The sequence below is a fragment of the Nocardia amikacinitolerans NBRC 108937 genome, assembly GCF_001612615.1.
Taxonomy (GTDB): Bacteria; Actinomycetota; Actinomycetes; order Mycobacteriales; family Mycobacteriaceae; genus Nocardia; species Nocardia amikacinitolerans.
The window spans coordinates 1-19,107 of the sequence record NZ_BDAU01000023.1 but is presented as its reverse complement, the minus strand read 5'-3'; the positions used below and the strand labels follow the sequence as shown (position 1 = coordinate 19,107).

The 19,107-nt window shown below is 69.5% G+C and carries 14 protein-coding genes; 6 read left to right on the top strand and 8 right to left on the bottom strand.

Translation table 11 applies throughout. From position 1 onward, the window contains the following. Positions 1–21: 21 nt before the first annotated feature. The 4 genes from NAM01S_RS36640 to NAM01S_RS18760 all read right to left on the bottom strand — a co-directional run bounded on the left by NAM01S_RS36640 (position 22) and on the right by NAM01S_RS18760 (position 6,407). The gene (locus NAM01S_RS36640; protein ID WP_255284319.1) at positions 22–2,118 is read right to left on the bottom strand and encodes a DUF5685 family protein; all 2,097 of its coding nucleotides are present in this window, start codon (positions 2,116–2,118) and stop codon (positions 22–24) included. A gap of 104 nt (positions 2,119–2,222) precedes the next feature. After that, positions 2,223–2,822: a TetR/AcrR family transcriptional regulator gene (locus NAM01S_RS18770; RefSeq protein WP_067787041.1), complete on the bottom strand. Its 600-nt coding sequence runs from the start codon at positions 2,820–2,822 to the stop codon at positions 2,223–2,225. A 273-nt stretch (positions 2,823–3,095) separates the two neighbouring features. After that, positions 3,096–4,259, bottom strand: coding sequence for a glycoside hydrolase family 3 N-terminal domain-containing protein (locus NAM01S_RS18765; RefSeq protein ID WP_067787039.1), 1,164 nt, complete (start codon positions 4,257–4,259; stop codon positions 3,096–3,098). 567 nt (positions 4,260–4,826) lie between these two features. Continuing rightward, a complete protein-coding gene (locus tag NAM01S_RS18760; RefSeq protein ID WP_067787037.1) occupies positions 4,827–6,407 on the bottom strand; it encodes an ADP-ribosylglycohydrolase family protein in 1,581 nt (526 codons plus the stop codon). A gap of 129 nt (positions 6,408–6,536) precedes the next feature. Between NAM01S_RS18760 and NAM01S_RS18755 the strand changes: the two genes are divergently transcribed. The 4 genes from NAM01S_RS18755 to NAM01S_RS18745 all read left to right on the top strand — a co-directional run bounded on the left by NAM01S_RS18755 (position 6,537) and on the right by NAM01S_RS18745 (position 12,668). Beyond that, positions 6,537–7,022 carry a universal stress protein gene (locus tag NAM01S_RS18755; RefSeq protein WP_097246494.1) on the top strand — a complete coding sequence of 162 codons (486 nt, stop codon included), beginning with the start codon at positions 6,537–6,539 and terminating at the stop codon, positions 7,020–7,022. A 62-nt stretch (positions 7,023–7,084) separates the two neighbouring features. Next, a complete protein-coding gene (locus NAM01S_RS18750; protein WP_067787035.1) occupies positions 7,085–8,176 on the top strand; it encodes an isochorismate synthase in 1,092 nt (363 codons plus the stop codon). Between the two features lie 114 nt (positions 8,177–8,290). Beyond that, positions 8,291–8,461, top strand: coding sequence for a DUF2613 domain-containing protein (locus NAM01S_RS34130; protein WP_084483063.1), 171 nt, complete (start codon positions 8,291–8,293; stop codon positions 8,459–8,461). Positions 8,462–8,507: 46 nt separating this feature from the next. Continuing rightward, a complete protein-coding gene (locus NAM01S_RS18745) occupies positions 8,508–12,668 on the top strand; it encodes an alpha-(1->3)-arabinofuranosyltransferase (protein WP_157107795.1) in 4,161 nt (1,386 codons plus the stop codon). Between the two features lie 472 nt (positions 12,669–13,140). Here the strand turns inward: NAM01S_RS18745 and NAM01S_RS18740 are convergent, their stop codons facing one another. Continuing rightward, positions 13,141–14,376 (bottom strand): acyltransferase family protein, encoded by a 1,236-nt coding sequence (locus NAM01S_RS18740; protein ID WP_067787033.1) that lies wholly within the window; start codon positions 14,374–14,376, stop codon positions 13,141–13,143. Positions 14,377–14,578: 202 nt separating this feature from the next. Between NAM01S_RS18740 and pgfA the strand changes: the two genes are divergently transcribed. Beyond that, positions 14,579–15,733, top strand: a complete 1,155-nt coding sequence (pgfA, locus tag NAM01S_RS18735; RefSeq protein ID WP_067787031.1) for a cell envelope lipid trafficking protein PgfA — start codon at positions 14,579–14,581, stop codon at positions 15,731–15,733. Here the strand turns inward: pgfA and NAM01S_RS35100 are convergent. After that, on the bottom strand, positions 15,711–16,079 hold the full coding sequence (locus NAM01S_RS35100; RefSeq protein ID WP_157107790.1) for a hypothetical protein: 369 nt from the start codon (positions 16,077–16,079) through the stop codon (positions 15,711–15,713). The genes pgfA and NAM01S_RS35100 overlap by 23 nt on opposite strands. A gap of 11 nt (positions 16,080–16,090) precedes the next feature. On the opposite strand from NAM01S_RS35100, the gene NAM01S_RS18730 reads away from it, so the two are divergent. Next, the gene (locus NAM01S_RS18730) at positions 16,091–16,702 is read left to right on the top strand and encodes a chloramphenicol phosphotransferase CPT family protein (RefSeq protein ID WP_067787029.1); all 612 of its coding nucleotides are present in this window, start codon (positions 16,091–16,093) and stop codon (positions 16,700–16,702) included. 131 nt (positions 16,703–16,833) lie between these two features. On the opposite strand, the gene NAM01S_RS18725 is transcribed toward NAM01S_RS18730, so the two are convergent. Both NAM01S_RS18725 and NAM01S_RS18720 read right to left on the bottom strand, forming a co-directional pair. Beyond that, positions 16,834–17,991 carry a polysaccharide biosynthesis protein gene (locus tag NAM01S_RS18725; RefSeq protein ID WP_253799110.1) on the bottom strand — a complete coding sequence of 386 codons (1,158 nt, stop codon included), beginning with the start codon at positions 17,989–17,991 and terminating at the stop codon, positions 16,834–16,836. Positions 17,992–18,492: 501 nt separating this feature from the next. Continuing rightward, complete coding sequence (locus tag NAM01S_RS18720) at positions 18,493–18,879, bottom strand: hypothetical protein (protein WP_157107789.1); 387 nt, start codon at positions 18,877–18,879, stop codon at positions 18,493–18,495. Positions 18,880–19,107: the final 228 nt, after the last annotated feature.

Here is a 19,107-nt window from a genome sequence, read left to right as displayed (position 1 = left end):
TCGGGGGCGTTTTCGTGTTCGTCAGCAGTCGCAGCAGCCGCCGCAACTGCAGCAATCGCCGCAGCCGGAGCAGCACTCGCCGCAGTCGCAGCAGGAACCACAATCGCAGCTCTTCCACCACGCGTCCTTGCGCTCGCCGGTGCAGGGGCTGGTGTGGTCGGCGCAGCAGGCGTAGCCGGTGCAGTAGACGCCGAGGACGATGGTGAGGGCTTGGCCGAGGTTGGGGCGGCGCGTTGGGGGGCGGTGGCCGGTGCGGTGCGCGCGGGGATGGTGGGCTGTTTCGGAGCACGTGGGGCAAGACGTCGACGTACCGAGGGCGGGGGTGTCCGGGTGCTCGGTGAGAGTTGGCGCGCCGAGGAAGGAAGTGTGCTGGTGGTCGAGACGAGTCGCCACGACGGGGGCCGGGCCTGACGTGCTGCCGGTACGCGGCTCGCAGGTGCACGTGTGGTCGGCGTGGGAGATCTGGCCGAGCCCGAGGCGACCAGGCGACGACGAGGGGCCGTCGGTACCCGACTCGTGGACGCAGGTGTGGTCGGCGCGGGGCCTCTGACCGAGCACGAGGCGACCAGGCGACGACGAAAGGCTGTCAGTGCCAGGCTCATGGGCGCAGGTGTAATCGGCGGGAGAGATCTGACCAAGCTGGAGGCGAACAGGCGACGACGAAAGGCTGTCAGCGCCAGGCTCATGGGCGCAGGTGCAGTCGGCGCGGGACCCCTGACTGACCTCCGGGCGACCAGGCGACGACGGACGACTGCCGGTGCCGGACAGGTGGACCGGTGCGTCGTCTGCGCGAGATACGTTGCAGGCGTGGGCTCGTACCGCGCCGATGCCTTTGCCGAGCCGATGCACCAGCGCATGCAGTGGATCCAGCAGCATCCAGCGGATGGTGGGGACGTCGGCCAGGCGGGCGGCGGCGAGGGCCCTGCGCAGCTCCGCGTCGGATTCGCGCACCAGCTCGTACGACTCGGCGAGGGTGGTGCCGGTCGCGGCGAGCGGATTGAAGCGGCCGTGCGCGGTGTCGTCGTCGTAATCCGCGATGGCGTCGGATAGGTGGGCAATGCGGCCGAAATGCCTTCCCGCGGTGCGGAGTTGGTCGGCGTTCTCGGGGCGATTCGCCAGAATCGCCGTGTGGGCAAAGAGTTCGGCCGCGCACAGGGCGGCCGGGGCCGTGAGTTCGTCGAGCGTGACGGGCGGCTCGATGGAAGCAGCCCCGGGGTCGAGCATGACGAGTGGCTCGCCGGAAGCAGCGTTGGGATCGAGCGTGACGAGCGGCTCACCCGAAGCGGCGCTGCGATCGAGCGAGACGGGCAGCTCCCCGGAAACAGTGCTGCGATCGAGCGAGACGGGCAGCTCCCCGGAAACAGTGCTGCGATCGAGCGAGACGGGCAGCTCCCCGGAAACAGTGCTGCGATCGAGCGAGACGGGCAGCTCCCCGGAAACAGTGCTGCGATCGAGCGAGACAGGGAGCTCCCCGGAAGTAGCACTGCGATCGTGCGAGACAGGCAGCTCCCCGGAAGCAGTGCTGGGATCGAATACGGCAGACGGACTTCGGTCGGATATGCCCGCGCGTACGTCGCGACGCCCGCCGATTCCTCTCGGCTCGGCGGTACCCGTCGCCGGGCGAGGCGCGGGCCGTAGGGCAGCGGCGCGGCTCTCCACGAGTTGCTGTGAATCGATCGCGGCGACAAGCGGTTCCACGTCGAAATCGATCAATGCCGCCTGCCTGCGAGCGCTGTCCGCCCAGCGCGTCGACATCCGCGCCATGGGCCGCCCGGCGATCCGCGACGCGTCACCGTCCGCGACGTGATCTCGCAGTTTGGCCGAGCCGAGCAGCAGCGACGCGGTCGACGCGAGCAGGACGCCCGGCGAATCGGCCGCGGCGACCTCCGCACGCCGCATGCCGCGCAGCGGGCAGCGTCCCGCGGTGGTGCGCGCCGATGGTGCGGGCAGCTGCGCTTCGGTCAATACGCTGAGCAAGATCGCGTCGGTGTTGGTCGCTGTGCGCGCGAGCTGGCCGTGCCCGTCGCGCAGGCCGAGACACAGCCCGCACATGTGCGCCCGCCATTCGGCCGCGTCGATTCCATACTTTTCGGCGCCGTGCGAGCACGGCCTGAGCATCCCGAACACTTTTCCCCGTTTGTCCCCGAGCCTCGACGGCCCTCCAGCTGTGATCTCGACCGAGAGTGGCAGAGCGGCGCGCGGCTGGCAAACGGGATGACGGTCTATTCCGGCTTCTTGCGACCGGCCAGACCGCGCCAGGCCAGATCGTCGAGCAGGTCGACGGCCTCGGCCACCTCGATGCGGCCGCTGGCGAGCCGGTCGGCGATGGCCTCGCCCGCGCCGATGACGGCGACCGCGACGACATCGAAGTTGGTGCCGGGTTCGGCGTGCTTGGCGCTGGATTCGAGCAGCTTCGCGGTGAGTTCGATGACCCGCTCTCGGGCGTTGTCGATTTCGGAGGCGAAGGCTTGCTGCCCGATCGCTTGACGGTAGAGAACCTGCCAGGACTTGCGGTTGCGGTCGACGAATCCGAGGAAGCCCTCGAGGGCGGTGCGGACCTGCTCATGCGGGGTCAGCAGCGGGTTGCCCGCGGGTGCGACGGCTTCGATGAAGCGCATGCCCTCGCGCTGGATGCACGCGCGGAACAGTTCGTCCTTGGAGCCGTAGTAGAGGTACAACATCGGCTTGGAGATCTTCGCCTCGGCGGCGATCGCGTCCATCGACGTATCGTGGAAACCCTTGCGCGCGAACACCTCGACCGCGGCGTCGAGCATCTGCTGCTCACGAACCGCCCGAGGAAGTCGCTTCGTTCCGCCCGCCATCCACTCTCCTACCGCATGGTGAATCTCTTATATTACTCCAAGGTAAGTTCCGCCGGACGGATTTGCTCACCAGTCGCCGCGGTCAGCTGTGCGGTGAAACGGGCCAGCGCCTCCCCCCGCCTGCACGGCGAGCCGCCGGGGCGAATGCCGTCCGACGGGGGTGGGCCGGTCGGCATCGCCGATGGCGGGACCGTCAGCGGAAACTCAGCGATACTACGGGGCGCGGCGGGGTGGCCGCCTGTACGTCATACGAAGGTGTGCGGGCGCCAGACCTCAGCAGGGCGGTAGCGCGCCCTTGTACGCGGCCATCCGAAGCACCGAGCGGTCGACCTGCGCGGCGGGCAGGCGTCCACTCGCCACCGCCTGCTCGAGCTGATCGAGCACCGTCGGGACGGCGTCGGTGGTGATCCACAAGGCGTTGTCGGCGCCCGCGACCAGCGCGGATTCGACCGCGTCCTCGATGGTCATGCGCGCGCTGATGGCCGCCATGCCGCCGAGGTCGTCGGTGAAGATCGGGCCGTCGAACGGGGCGGCTCCGTAGCCCGTGCCCTCGCGCAACAGCGACATGACCTGCGGGCTGATGCTGGCCGGCACGTTCGGCTCGGTCAGGCCGGGGACGTCGAGGTGGCCGACCATCACGGCCGCGCCCGAACCGATCAGGTTGCGGAACGGCACCAGGTCGACCGTCTGGAGCTGATCCAGCGGCGGCGTGCGCACCGCGCCGGTGTGCGAGTCGCCCGATCCGGAGCCGTGGCCGGGGAAGTGCTTCATCACGGTGCCGACGCCGACCTCGCGCATCGCGCGGATGTAGGCGTCGGCGTAGCGGGTGACCACCTCGGGGTCGTCGGAGAAGGAGCGGTCGCCGATGACGGTGTCGTCGGGCTGGCTGCTCACGTCCACGTCCGGGGCGAAATTGACCGTGATGCCGAGTTCCTTCAGGTCGCGGCCGCGGGTGACGGTCGCGTCGTAGAACTGCTCGGGTGTCATGGTCTGCGCGGTGACGCGGGCCGACGGGACCGCACCGATGATGTCGCGGACCCGCGAGACGCGGCCGCCCTCCTCATCGATGGTCACCATCAGCGGCGTGATCGCGGCCGCCTTCACCTCGTCCAGCGCGGGTCCGGAGATCAGCGACCGGTCGGTCCAGCCGCCGATGAAGATGCCGCCGACCTGCTCGGTGCGCACCACGTTCGCCGCGTCGGCGCCCCCCGTCACGCCGACGGTCAGCAGCTGCGCGAGCTTCTGCCTCGGGGTGAACTTCGCGAGGTACTCGGCACCGCAGTCGCGCTGTGCCGGACTGGGCGGAGCGGCCGGGGCGGCCACCGTCGTTTCGGGGGTTTCGGCGCGCGACGTGGCGGGGGCCGGGGCTTCGCCGTTGGAGCAGGCGGTAGCGACCGCGGCGCAGAGTGCGAGCAGGACGAGAGGCGTCTTCCGCATAGGTCAACGGTAGTGCGAGGAGGGTGCAGGTGTTTCGCGGGGTGCTGATCGCATACCTGCGGGCGCCTGCGGCAGCCGCCCGTGCGGTGTCTAGGGGACTGAACAATCGAGGGTAGTCAAAGGGTGGCTGTTCAAGATCAGATAGCCGCCATTTGACTACCGTCGATTTGGGGCAACCGCCATTTCTCTATCGACGGTAGTCAAATGGTGGTTGCGCCTATGGACGACCAGAAGCCCTGCCTAGACCAACCTCCGGATTGCCCTCCCTAGACGCAACCACAGCCGGATGACCACACCGGAACCCGAACCCACCCACCGAACTGCGGGAGGTAAGCCGGGTACGGCACACGACGCGCCCAGCACTGCTCCGAGGAAAACCTGGGTAGGCAAACCTCTTGGGCACCCGCAACATTGGGCGAAACCACTAGTAGGTGCACCCCCTTGGGCACCCCCGGTATTGGGAACCGTCAACCAACCGCAGCATCCGACCGGAACGCACGGAATTCCCGTCTACCTTGTGCTGCTCACCGATTCGGATACAAGCCATCCGACCGCACCCGACCCCGTTCAGACCAGCGCGCACGTACGACGGGCCAGTTCCGAAATGCGCGCTCCGTCATAACCCATGACCGCACTGTGCAACATGTCGTGCAGCGGGTCGATCCAATGCGCGGGAATTCCGTTCGAACCCACCAGAATTCCGGCGACCGAACCGGCGGTAGCTCCACTGGAATCGGTATCGGCCCCGCTCTGAACGGTCAAAGCGATCGTTCGCGTGAAATCGCCCGCGCCCCAAAGTAACCCGGCGGCGACCCGACATGCGTTGGGTATGGCGTGGACCCAGTTGTATCCACCGTGCCTGGCGTCGATGTTGTCCACAGCCTGTTCCCAGGAGAGACCGCGGTCGAAATCGGCGCGGACCTCCGCGAGAGCGATCGCCAGACGGGAACGACGTGGCAGGACGTTCTGGGCGGCTGTGAGGGCCGATACGACGGCGGAGGCAGAGTCCGAAAAGAGCGCGCCCGCATGGCCCTCCGGCAGGACTGGGGAGCCCTCCCCGAGTCCCGCCCCGTGATCGCGGACTGCTGCCTGGAGATCCACGTCCTGCTCGTCAGCGCTATCCCAGGCGGAACCACGCCCTGCGACCCCAACCGCCTGCTCGCCGGTCGCGATGTCCAGGCCGGGGCCACCGTCCACAGCCCCGTCACCAGGCCCACGGGGAGCGGACGTACCGCCGGAAGCAAACCGCGCCGTGAAGGCCGCGGCGACCAGAGCTGCCGCCCACATGGCCGCGAAAACACCGTTCCCCGTGTGGGATACGGCCGCTTCGCGAGCGGCGAGGGCAGCGGCGCGCTCCGGGTCGCCCGGGCTGACATAGCCGAAGATGTCGGCGCGGATCATGGCGCCGATCCACTCGCGGTACGGGTTGCGGACTTCGGCTGTCCGCGGCGGACGCAGTCCGTCGACGAGGTTGCGGTAGGCGACGCGTTCGGCGGTGTAGGTCTGGAGGAAGGGGAGGCGTTCCAACCACAGTCGCGCGACGTCGTCGGCGGTGAAGTCGAGTCCGCGGGATTCGAGGAGATGGAGTCCGAGGACGGTGTAGTCGATGTCGTCGTCGCGCGGAGCGCCATCGATGCGGCCGCGCGCCGACACCGGCCAGGTCGGGTTGAGCGGGAAGCGTGGCGAGGGTGGGAGCAGGGCGGGGACGTAGTCCGTCAGCGGATACGCGCCTGCCCGTTCCAGATAGGCACGGATGTGTTCGCGCGTCCACACGAACCCGTTCTCCAGCGGTTTCCCCAGCACGCACCCGACGCACCGACCCAGCCAGCCGCCGTAGACGCGGTCGAAGAGTTCGTCCTTCGCGAGGAAACCGCGTGACGCGGCACCGCTCGACACGAGCCCAGCCGCCCCGAACTCCCCCTCCTCATACCCCCACCCGGGATCCCGCCCCGCGGACTCGATCTCCCCCAACAATCTCCAACACCCCTCGGCATCCACTTCCTCAGCCCCCGCCAACGCCCGAACCGCCGACTCGAACCCCGCGACCAGATACCCCGATTCGAGACGCTCGCGCCACTCGAAATACAGCAGCGCCCGCGGATCAGCCTCGTGCCTGCCGTAGAACACCGCTTCGATCGTCCGGTCCATCGCGCTCCCGGTTTCCGCTGCTCAACCGTGCTCTCAGGGCCGATTATCCCTGCGCGCCGCAGCCGCCGGGGGCCGTTGCGCGGGGGTAGTGTCGGTTCCATAGCCAGGAGACTTGACCAGGAGGTCACCGTGCCCTGCGATCTGATGCTCATCGCCTACGACGGCTCCGAGAACGCCAAGCGTGCCATCGAATACGCCGGTCGGTTTCTCTCCGCGAACAGAGCCGTGGTGCTGACGGCCTGGGAACCCATGGTGCGCCAGGCCGCTCGGCTGTCGGGGTTGTCGGGTGTGATGCAACCCGAGTGGGTGCCCGACGAGGAGATCGAGGACATCGCCTACGTCGACGCGCGCAACATCAACACCGAAGGCGTGCGCCTGGCCAAGCTCGCCGGACTGAACGCCGAGGCACGCACCGCGGAATGCACCACGACCATCTGGAACGCCATCGTCGAATGCGCCGACGACTTGGACGTCGACATCATCGTCGCGGGCACCCGCGGCGCCACGGGCATTCGCGCACTGCTGCACAGCAGCGTCGCCGACGCGGTGTTGAAACACTGCCACCGTCCGGTGCTGATGGTTCCGCCCGGCAAGGAACCGCAGCGCGAATTCTGACCCGTGATCTCGGTCGCTCACGCGCGCCCGCGGCCGTCGCGCGCGGCTATGGTCGAGGGGTCATGAACGGATTCCTGCTCGCCCAGCCCGGTGGCGTGATGCGCGCGACCGGGATCCGGACGGCCTTCGACGACGCGAACCGGGCTCGCAAAGCCTTGCGGGACGGCGCGGCGGAGATCGTCGTCGGGGCGCTACCGTTCGATCCGAACCGACCCGCCGCGCTCGCCGCGCCGGAGCGGGCCGAGCACACCGCGGGTCCGTGGCGTCCCGCCGCGCTGCCCGAACTGCCCTCGGTGCGCGTGGTCACCGAAATACCAAGTCCCGCAGAACATATCGCGCGGGTGACGAAATTCGTCGAGCAGCTGAACGATCCAGACCAACCGCTGCGCAAGGTGGTCGCAGCCCGCTCGGTGCTCGCCGAGGCGGATCGGGCGCTCGATCCGGAACTGGTCGCCGCGCAGCTGCTGACCAGGCACCCGCACGCCAACGTCTACGCGGTCGATCTCTCGCCCGCCGGTCGCACCGGCGCGACGCTGCTCGGCGCGACGCCGGAGGTTCTCGTGGCACGGCACGGCGCGACCGTGACGCTGCGTCCGCTGGCGGGCACCCTGCCGCGCCGCGCCGATCCGGACGCGGATGCCGCGCAGGCCGCAAACCTGCTGACCAGCACGAAGAACCGCGACGAGCACGCGTTCGTCATCGAGTGGATCAGGCAGGTGCTGACACCCGTCTGCGCCGAGCTGACCATCCCGGATGGACCGCAGCTGGTCAACACGCACGATGTGTGGCATCTGGCCACGCCGATCACCGGCACCCTGCGCGATCCGTCGACCACCGCGCTCGATCTGGCGCTGCTGCTGCATCCCACGCCCGCGGTCTGCGGCACGCCAACCGTGTTGGCCCTCGACACCATCAACCACGTCGAGGAGGATCGCGGCTTCTACGGCGGGGCGGTCGGCTGGTGCGACGCGCACGGCGACGGCGAATGGGTGGTGGCGATCCGCTGCGCGGAACTGTCGGCAGACGGCCGAGCGCTGCGCGCCTACGCGGGCGGCGGCATCGTCGCGGCCTCCGAACCGCGGTCCGAACTGGACGAGACCACCGCGAAGCTGCGCACCTTCCTCGGCGGCCTCGGGTGCGCGGTGCCGGAGTAATCCCGGTTACTTCCGATATTGTGAGACGCCGGATTGTCACCTTGCTCACCCTGAGCGCCGATCATGCGGTAGGTTGACCCGGAATTGCCTGTCCCGATGTATTGGAGAGCCGCGATGAAGTTTGCTGTTCCTGGTGTTGCGAGTGCGGTTGCCGGTGCCGTGCTCGGCGCGATCGCGGTGTTCGTCATCACCGCGGCGGTGCAGCAGAACACGCGCCCCGACATCGACCGCAGCGGCGACGCGGACTCCTCGTTGCTCAACAACGTTGAGTACGGCAGCCGCTGAGCCGCTGACCTCCGCTTCACCCGCCGACTCGCTCGGCTCCTCCGGTGTGGCCTCGGGTCCGTCCGAGGCCGCGCCGCTCGGTAGACGATGGTTCGCCGCGACGGTGGTCGTGGCGTTCCTGCTCACCTTCTTGCAGGCGCCCGGACTCACGGTCGCCGACACGAAGTACGACCTGGCGCAGAATCCGCTGGGTTTCCTCGACCGCGCCGCGCACCTGTGGAGCAGCCAGGCCCCGATGGGCCAAGTGCAGAATCAGGCCTACGGGTACTTCTTCCCGCACGGCGCGTTCTTCTCGGCCGGAGATCTGCTGGGCCTGCCCGCCTGGGTGACGCAGCGGATCTGGTGGGCGCTGCTGCTGCTCGCCGGGTTCTGGGGGATCGTCCGGCTCTGCGAGGCGCTCGGTCTCGGCAGCCGCGGGTCTCGGATCATCGCGGCGGTCGCGTACACGCTGTCCCCGCGCGTGCTCACCACGCTCGGCTCGATCTCCTCGGAGACCCTGCCGATGGTGCTCGCGCCGTGGGTGCTGCTGGCTCCCGCCGCGCTCGGCACCGCGTATCGACGACGCAAGCGGGGCGGCGCCGCCTCGCCCGCGGGCAGTGCGCTCGCGCTCGCGTTGATGGGCGCGGTGAACGCCGTGGCCACGGTCGCCGCGTTCCTGCCCGCGCTGCTCTGGTGGGCTTCGTACAAGCCCAACAAGCGCTGGTGGCGTTTCACGGCGGCCTGGATTCCGCTGCTCGTCCTGGCCACCTTCTGGTGGGCGGTGCCGCTTCTTCTGCTCGGCCGGGTCAGTCCGCCGTTCCTGGACTACATCGAATCCTCCGGCGTGACCACGCAGTGGGCGTCGCTGGCGGAGGTGCTGCGCGGCACCGACAGCTGGACCCCGTTCGTCTCGCCGGAACGCATCGCGGGCGCGGTCCTGGTGACCCAACCCGCCGCAGTGCTGGCCACCGGTCTGCTCGCCGCCGCGGGCATGGCCGGGCTCGCCATGCGGTCGATGCCGTATCGCGGGCGGCTGGCGCTGATCCTGCTCGTCGGGCTGGTCGGGATCTGCGCGGGTTACGTGGGCGAGCTCTCCGGCCCGTTCGCGGACTCGGTGCGGGTCTTCCTGGATTCGACCGGCGCACCGCTGCGCAACGTGCACAAACTCGAGCCGCTGATCCGCATTCCGCTGGTGCTCGGTCTCGCGCATCTGCTCGCGCGGGTGCCGCTCCCCGCCTCGGTGCCGCTTCCGATGTGGCGCAACGCCTTCGCCCATCCGGAACGCAACAGGATGGTCGCGGTCGCCGGACTGATCCTCACCGCGCTCGCGCTCTCCACCTCGCTGGCCTGGACCGGCAAGCTCGCCCCTCGCGGCGCCTACGACGAGGTGCCCGCCTACTGGCAGCAGACCGCGGACTGGTTGGCCGAGAACGCCGCCGACACCCGCGCGCTGGTCGTGCCCGGTGCGCCCTTCGGCAGCCAAGTCTGGGGACTGACCCGCGACGAGCCGCTGCAAGCACTGGCGAGCACGCCGTGGGCGGTGCGCGACGCCGTGCCGCTGAACCCGCCGGGCACCATTCGCGCGATGGACTCGGTGCAGCGGCTGATCGCGGACGGACGCCCGTCGGCGGGGTTGGCGACGACGCTCGCCGACCAAGGCATCGGAATTCTGGTGCTGCGCAACGATCTCGACCCCGAGACCTCGCGGTCGACCAGGCCGCTGCTCGCGCACCGTGCGATCGAGGGGTCGCCCGGGCTGACGAAGGTGGCCGAGTTCGGATCGCCGATCGAAACGAACGTCATCGCCGACGATTTGGTCGCCGACGGGGATCTGCGACCGGCTTATCGTGCGGTCGAGATCTACCGGGTCGAGCCGCGTCCGCCCGCGGGAAGCGACGTCGAAATCCGTTCCGGCACCGGGGCTCCCCACTCGTTCCCCGGTGCGTACACGGTTCCGCTCGCGGACGTACCGGTGGTGCAGGGCGGGCCGGAAGTACTCGAGCGCCTCGACCGCGACGGCGCGGCACCGGGCCCGACGCTGCTCGCCTCCGACGCCGCACGCGCGGGTCTGCCGATCGGGCCGGTGACAGTCACCGATACGCCGATGGACCGGGAGGCCGACTTCGGGAAGGTCGACAACCACAATTCGGCGCTGCGCGCGCCCGACGACGCCCGGCGCACCCACAATCTGGTGCCCGACTACGCGGTGCCCGGCGCTGAGCTGGTGCGCGGGGAATGGTCCGGTGCGACCGTGACCGCGTCCAGTTCGGCCGCCGACGCCACCCAGCTCGGCGGCGCGGCGCCCGGCAGTTCTACCGCCGCGGTCGTCGACGGCGATCCCTCGACCGCATGGATCAGCAACGGCACGGAACGTGCTGTGGGCCAATGGCTTCGGCTCGATCTGGACGAGCCGATCAGCTCCGGGCTGCTGCGTTTGACGACCAGTTCGGCGGCGATCGGCGATCCGGTGAAGTGGGTCGAGGTGCGCACCGACAACGGCAGCGTCTCGGCGCGGATCACCGAACCCGGTGCGCAGGTGTCCATTTCGTTGCCCGCCGGACGCACCGAGTGGCTGACCATCACCGCCATCCGGACCGAAGGCGGTTCCGGCGGTGGCCAATTCGGTATCAGCGAGTTGACTCTCGACGACTACACCGTCCGCGACGCCCCGGTCCGCGTGGACATCCGGCACCACACCGTACTGCCGCCCACTCCCGAGGACGCGCAGGTGACGGCCTGGGACCTCGGCCAGGAATTCCCCGGTCGCAGCGCTTGTTTCGACGCGCCGGACCGGGTTCGGTGCAGCAAAGGGCTGGCGCTTGCGCCGGAGGAGCCCGGACTCTTCGACCGCACCCTCGACTCGCCCGTGCCCATGACGGTCGTCCCCGAGCTCACCGTGCGCACCCGGCAGGGTCCCGCGTTGGAGGCGCTGCTCACCGACCGCAGCAGGCCGGTGGCGCGCGGCAAGGCCGATGTCGGCGACCTGCGCGGGTCCGCGTTCGCCGCGACCGACGGCGATCCGCGCACGAGCTGGACCGCGCCGGAAGACTCGGTGCGCGACATCACCGACCCCAAGCCGACTCTCACCATCGAACTGCCCGAACCCGCGCTGGTCACCGGCCTCGACATCACCCCGTCGCTCGGCGGGTTGCCCGCCGCGCCGACCTCGGTGTCGGTGAACCTCGGCAACGGTCCGCAGGTCCGCGAGGTCGACCCCGGCGAAGCGACGCGAATCTCGTTGTATCCGACGGTCACCGACCGGATCGAGCTCAGCGTGCAGAGCTGGAAGCCGGTGCTGGACAAGACCGCGCTCGGCTTCGCCCTCACCCAACCGCCCGGCATCGCCGAAGTCGCGGTGCTCGGGCCGGACTACCCCGCGCCCGCCGGGCTGGATCGCGAGGTGACCGTGCCGTGCGAGGCCGGGCCGACGATCGCTCTCGGCGGACGCACGGTGCGCACTTCCGTGACGGCGACGGTGGGCGAGTTGCGTTCCGGAGCACCGGTTTCCGCTCGGGCGTGCTCCGACGAAGTCCTCCCGGTGCGGGAGGGTCGCGCGGAAGTTGTTGTGGCGCCTACGGAATTGTTCTCCGTCGATCGACTGCGTTTGAACCGCACCGACTTCCAGCCAATCGCACCCGCCACGGATCTTCGGCTGCTGGTGTTGCCGTTGAGCACGAACGTCAGCTGGGAGGCGCACACCGCCGATGGGCGTTCGCTCGAGCCGGTCGTGGTGGACGGGTGGCAGCAGGGGTGGTTGCTGCCCGCGGACGCCGCGGGGCCGATCACGATTTCGTTCCCGGTGGATCGGTGGTACCGGCTGGGGATCTTCGGCGGGTTGCTGTTGTTGGTGCCGTTGGCGTTGTTGGCGGTGCCTCGGGGGCGCCGGGTTTCGGTCGACTCCCTCGCAGACACAGCTACCCCGCCGCGGCCTTGGCGGAACCGTGCCGTGGGCGCAGTCGGCCTTGTGGCAGGCGCAACGATCATCGCGGGCCCCGTCGGAACCGCGCTGACGGCAGCGGGCTTGGCCGCGACCCAGTTCGCCGACCGCCACACCACCCGTTTCCTCGCCGCGACAGCAGGTATCGGCACCGCCCTCTCGGCTGCCGCGCTGTCCACCGGCCCATGGCGCGCCCCCGACGGCTACATGGGCCACTCCCTCTGGGTCCAACTCCCCGCTCTCATCGCGGTAATCGCCGTCGGCCTCGCCGCCCTCCCACCCCGCCGCTGAGCCACACCGCACCGGCAAAACAGCCTGCTGTCCCGCCGCCTGCGCGATCCCACATATGTTCCACACGCTTCACATAGCCGGTGCCTATGCGAGGCGTGCAAAGGTTGTGTGGCAGCGAATGCGACTTGCGCGGAGGCGTACACGCCCGCAGAGGGTCGGTCATGTTTCAGCCGATCGTGTGAATCGGCCCGACTCAGGCGCCCCGGCCCGCATCGGGTCCGGCACACAGCGTGGACTGATCCGCCGGACTCAGGGCGCCCCGACCTGCGCGAGCCAAGCACACCCCACAAGCTGACCGGCCGGACTCCAGGCGCTCCGACCCGCGCCGGGTCCGGCACACCGCCGACTGATCGGCCGGACTCGAGGCGCCCCGACCTGCCCGGGCCAAGCACACCCCGCAGACCGATCGGCCGAACTCGAAGCACCCCAACCTGCCCAGGTCAAGCACACCCCGCGGACCGATCGTCCGGACTCAGGGCGCTCCGACCTGCGCCGGGTCCGGCACACCCTTCGGGCTGATCGGCTGCTCCTCCGCGGCGACCGCCGCGTCTTTCCGCTCGGTCTTCCGGCGATCCATCCGCCGAGCCAACTTCCGCGATGGTTCCTCCACCAGCGCGTAACTGGCCGCGGCCACGGGCAAGGTGAGGGCGACGGTCAGGGCGAGGACGTAGACGAAGTTGCCGGCGAACGGGAGGATGCCGAACACCGGGAAGACGATCGAGAGCACCGCGAGGTGCCAGAGGAAGACGCCGTAGGACCAGCGGCCGAGGGTTGCCGCGACGGAAGACTCCAGCCAGCGATGTTTCCGATCGCCGAGCACCAGCGGCGCGAGCAGGCCGAAGCCGATGATCGCGCCGAGGGCCATCTTCGCGGCGTACTGCCACGGTTCGGCGCGGGTGAGTCCCGCGGGTCCGCCGAAATCGGTGGACGAGAGCAGGAAGGCGATCAGCGCGACGGTCCACATCAGCAGCTGGTTGCCCGCGATGCGCCGCCAGATTGATAGCGGATGCACATCATCGACCAGCTCCGCGAGCAGCATGCCCGCCGCGAACCACGGCAGATACGCGGGCAGCCAGTTGTCGGAGTGGATCGCGTCCGGAGTCGGCACCGGAATGAAATTCCAACTCAGGCTCGCCAGCCCCAATGCCAGCACCGCCGGCGCTCGCCAGCGCGCCGACTTCCCCCGCAACCGGACGATCGCGAACGCCAACAGCGGCAGCACCAAATAGAACGCCACCTCGACCGAGAGGCTCCACATTTGCGTGAGCCCATCCGTCAGCGTCAGCGGCACGAAGACCTGCGTCAGCGCCAGGTTGGACGCCCATACCCGCCAGCCCGCGGTATCGGCGGCGCTCGGCAGCAAGAGCAGTACGAAGCAGACCACCGCCCAGTAGGCGGGCAGGATGCGCGCGGCACGATGTCGCAGGTAGTAGCCGACCGAAGGCGCCGCGCCGAGGTCGCGGGCCGCCGTGGCGTGCGGGCGCCAGAGCAGGAATCCGGAGAGCGCGAAGAACACCGCGACGGCCATGTCGAAGCGTTCCCAGATTCTGCCGAGCACCGGCATTCCGGTCGCGCCGGTCTGGAAGGCGACGTGCGTGACCAGGACGCCCAGCGCAGCCATCCCACGCATTCCTTCCAACGCGGGCACGAAGCCGCGCGTCCGCGCGGGGTTCGCGGCCGCGGTTCGGGCGGCGAGGGTGGCGGTCATCGAACTCCAGTCTGCCGGGGAATTCTCCAGGTGAGAACTACTCGTTTCACTTTTCGCGCTAAACTCGGGCGATTTCTGGTCGGATTCCGGCCTCGGCACCGCATGGTACGCCAAAGGACTGTTAGTGTCGGGGCTCACGAAGTGCCGCGGGATTCCCGCAGTACTACGCACCGACCTGTGTTCTACGACGAGGAGTGTTTGCATGGCACTGAGTGCCGGTACCAGAAGGACGGTGGCCTGCCTGCTCGTGGGTCTCGGCGCGTTGCTTATCGTGATGGCGCTGATGATCCCGACGTACACCGTCGACAAACTGGCCAAGACTCCTCTCGATCTCGAGATCACCACCATCGCGAACAGTCAGCAGGGCTCGGAGAGCCTGGTGCTCGACTCCCGGTCGCTGACGGCGCCCGAAGGCGCGGCCAAGGTGGACTCCAACGTTCCGCTGATCTCGCAGCGGTTCCTCACGGTCGAAGAGCCTTCCAACGCCACGGAGATGACGGTTCAGGCAGGTCAGACCCTGCGGCGGATCGACAAGCAGGGCGACACCGGCCTGCTCACCGCGGTCGTCGACCGGGTGACCATCGACCGCAAGACCGGCATGCCGGTCGACAAGGAGCCCAACGGCTCCATCGCGACCACGGTCAACAAGGAAGGCGAGAGCATCGCCGACCCCGTGCAGCACACCGGTCTGCAGTACCGCTTCCCGATCGGCACCGAGAAGAAGTCGTACCCGTACTTCGACATCAACGCGCGCAAGACCTTCGACATCAACTTCGTCGAAGAGACCGAGATCAACAGCATGAAGGTCTACCACTTCCAGCAGACCATCCCGGTCACCAACCTGTGGGACGTCGTGCAGGCGCCGACCAACCGCCTCTCGCTGCCCGCCGCCAAGTGGGGCCTCGAGGGTGAAGAGCCGGTCACCATGACCCGCTTCTACACCAACACCCGCGACCTGTGGGTCGAGCCGCAGACCGGCACCGTCATCAAGGGCGGCGAGCAGCTCCACCTGTTCTACGCGCGCAGCGGCGACAAGCCGGACGTCACCGCGCTGAAGTCGAACATCATCTTCGACGAGAACACCATCGAGTCGCAGATGGCGGTGGCTCAGGACAACATCGACCGCCTGTCCCTGTACGGCCGCATCATGCCGATCGTGCTCGGCGTGCTCGGCGTGATCCTGGCGATCGTCGGCGTGATCCTCGGTGTTCGCGGCGGCAACGCGCCCGCCCCCGCCCGCCCGGTCCGCGGTGGCAACCTGCCGCCGAGCGGTTCGGCCGCTCCCCCGCGTGGTGGTGCGCCGCGCGGTGCGGATGACGCTCCGACCGAGCAGATCAACGTGAAGAAGAACCTCTGAGTTTCCAGCGGTTCTGAAACGGCTCCCCGGCCTGATTGGTCGGGGAGCCGTCTTCGTCTCTGCCGAGCACGGCCCTCAGCTGTACCAGCCTCCGGTGCGGGAACGGCACTGTCCCAAGCCTTCTCGAACTCCTCCGCCGTGATCTGCTGATCGGCCAGATCTGGATCCCATAGGTCGATCGGCGGATTGAGTGGAAGTCGTCGAGGCCGGTCCGGACCGCTTCGCCGGTATCGCGCACTTCGACCTGGCGAGTGCGGTAGCCGTTGGTGATCTCGCTCGGATAGTCGGCGCCGGGAACGTCGTCGCCGTCCCAGCGTTGGCGGAGATACAGCAACTCGCGGTCCACCAGCACACCGAATCCCGGCCGGTTTCGCTGGGCGAGTCGCCGAGCACGAAACCGCACCTGGTCAGGTCATTCTTCTCAACGGCGTCTCCAGCTCTGGCAAGACGAGCCTCGCACGTCAACTGCTCAGCGATCTAGAGCAGCCTTTCTTCCACATGGGCGTCGACATGATCGGCGCGATGCGTTCGGAAATACGCACCCACGAACTCGACACGGCCGCACTCACCGATGTCTTGCGACGAACACGAGCCGGGTTCCACCGAGCGGTCGCCGGGATGGCTCTGGCGGGCAACGACATCATCATGGACCACGTTCTGAGCGAGCCCTGGCGATTACGCGACTGCCTGACCGTCTTCGCTGGCATCGATGTCGTCTTCGTCGGCGTCCACTGCTCTCTCGCCGAGCTACAGCGCCGCGAACAGCAGCGCGGCGACCGGCCCGTCGGATCCGCGGCCGAACAGGCTGAATCGGTCCACGCTCACGCAATCTATGACCTCGGAGTCGACACCAGCGTCGACGCCAGCGCGGGCTGCTCCGCGCATATCAAGAAGTTCCTCGACCAAGGCCGGTCGCGGCGAGCATTCGATCAGCTTCGGGCCGCGTCCGACCTCCTGCCACATGTCTGACGCAGCAGCCGGGATGGACGGCGGGTCGGCGCGGCAGCCACCGCAAGCCTCGCCGTCGGCGACAGATGGTGGGTCGGTGCGGCGTGCAGCGCGATCGGTGCGGCGCTACGAGCGCTCGATGCGCAGGGACCTCAGTCCGCTGCGGGTTGGGGTTCGGCGGGTTGGGTGTGGGCGGCGGTGCGCAGGACGACGACTGCGACGACGAGTGTGGTGGCGGCGGCGACGGAGACGGCGGTGACGATGAGGGACGGGACCGTGCGGGCGAAGGAGACCATGAGGGTGACCTCGATGGCGAGGCCGATCCAGGTGACGGCGGCCAGGGCGGTGCGGTCGACGGCGATCGCGGAGAGCATGGCGCCTTGCAACACCGCGAGGATGGCGCCGTGCAGGGCGAACAGCCAGAGCAGGCCTTGGATCGGCGCGTAGTCCTGGCCCGCCAGCAGCGGGGCGATCGGGGCGGCGAGGGCGGCGCAGAGCACCGCGACGATGCCGATGGCGGAGAGCACGGCGAGGGCGTCGCGGATGGCGCGCGCGGAGTGGGTCGGCTGGGCCATCCGCGGGTAGAGGACGACGCCCACCGCCTGCGGCAGCCAGAACGCGATCTTGGTGGCGATGGCGCCGAGGGCGTAGCGGCTGGCGTCGACCTCGTCGAGCACCATCCGCACCACGATCAGGTCGGCCGACGACAGCGCCATCAGCGCGGCCTGCACCTGCGCGGCCCGCAGCACCGGGAGCACGCCGACGGTGTGTTCGCCGGGTTCGCTCTCCGCCGTCGGCGCGCCGGCAAGAACGCGCGCGAAGATCGCCGCCGCGACCAGCCCGAGCGCCGCCGCCCACAACGCCGCCCCGGCCCCGCCGCCGAACGCGAGCACGACAAGCGCGGGCGCCACCCGCGCCACACCCGCCGAACCGAGGACCACCGCGAGCTCGCGGAAGCGCCTGCCGCCCTGCAGAATCCCCTGCTCACCGGAGAGCAGCACCAGCGCGGGCGCGGCGCACAGCGCACCGGCGCACGCCACCACACCCACATCCAGCGCGACCGTCACCACCGGGACCAAGAGGGCCGCCACCACCGCGACGATCAGCGCGCATCGCCACTGCAACCCGCGCAGCGCCGACACCTCGGCCCCGCGCACCCGCTCGCGCGCCACCACGTTCTGCAGCGCCAGCGCGGGCACGGCACACAGCAGCTGCACCGCCAGCAGACTCGCGAACTCGCTGTACCCGGTGACGCCGAGCCACCGCCCGGCCAACAGTTGCAGCAGATAGCCGGCGACGTTGGCGGTCATCGCCCCCGCCGTAACCAACGTCAGATCCGCCACCACAGGAGGACGACGAACCACAGACATCCCGCAATCGTCCCACCCAATCCGAAACACCCGCGCGCGGGTCTGGTGCGAACGATCCACGCCCGCTCGGGCCGCGCTCGGCGAACCGGTCACCGGCGGTCGGAACTCGCGGCACTTCGCGGATGTCCACTGGTGCCATCGCCACGCCCGGCACTTTCCGGCGCCCTCGTGCCCGAGCAATAGAGGCCGAGGGACAGCGCACCTAATCCGGCCGTCTCGCCCGCCGAGCCGCACGCCGCACAGTGGAACGCGAGCTCGGCCAGCCCGCCGATCGGAATGCGGACTCCGCCTTCCTGCCATTGGACACCGCGCCCCCGGCGGCTCGACAGACTCACCGGTTGCTCGGACCACGGCTGGTCGACAGCCCGCGCTCGATCCGTCTACGGCCGAGCGCCGCAGACCCCAGGCGGTGGCCGCGCCGAGCTGACACCGGCGAGGTGATCAGCCCATGCCAGGCGCCAGCGATGCCGCACTCCGCGGCAGCCGACGAGCGCAACGGCCGCCGTCCAGCACGGCGATCCGATCGGCGAGCTGATCGGCCTCCTCCAGGTTCTCGAAGAGATCGGATCGAACCGCAGCAGGGGTGCGCGGCGAGTGGGCGCTGGGCGGCCCGGCACGGTGCCGACAGGACGGCAGCGCGTGCGCGGCGAGTCGCCCGAGACGCCCCGGCACGGTGCCGACAGGACCGCAGCAGGTGCGCGGCGAGTCGCCCGAGACGCCCCGCACGGTGCCGACAGGACGGCAGCGGGTGCACGGCGAGTGGCCATAGGCGGCCTGGCACGGTGCCACCGGGACGGGCGCGGCGAGGAATCCTGCGCAGCCTGGCACGGTGCCGACGGGACGGGAGCAGGTGCACGGCGAGTCGCCCGAGACGCCCCGGCACGGTGCCGACAGGACAAGAGCAGGTGCACGGCGAGTCGCCCGAGACGCCCCGGCACGGCGCCGACAGAACGGCAGCGGGTGCGCGGCGAGTGGCCATGGGCGGCCTGGCACGGTGCCGCCGGGACGGGCGCGGCGAGGAATCCTGCGCAGCCTGGCACGGTGCCGCCGGGACGG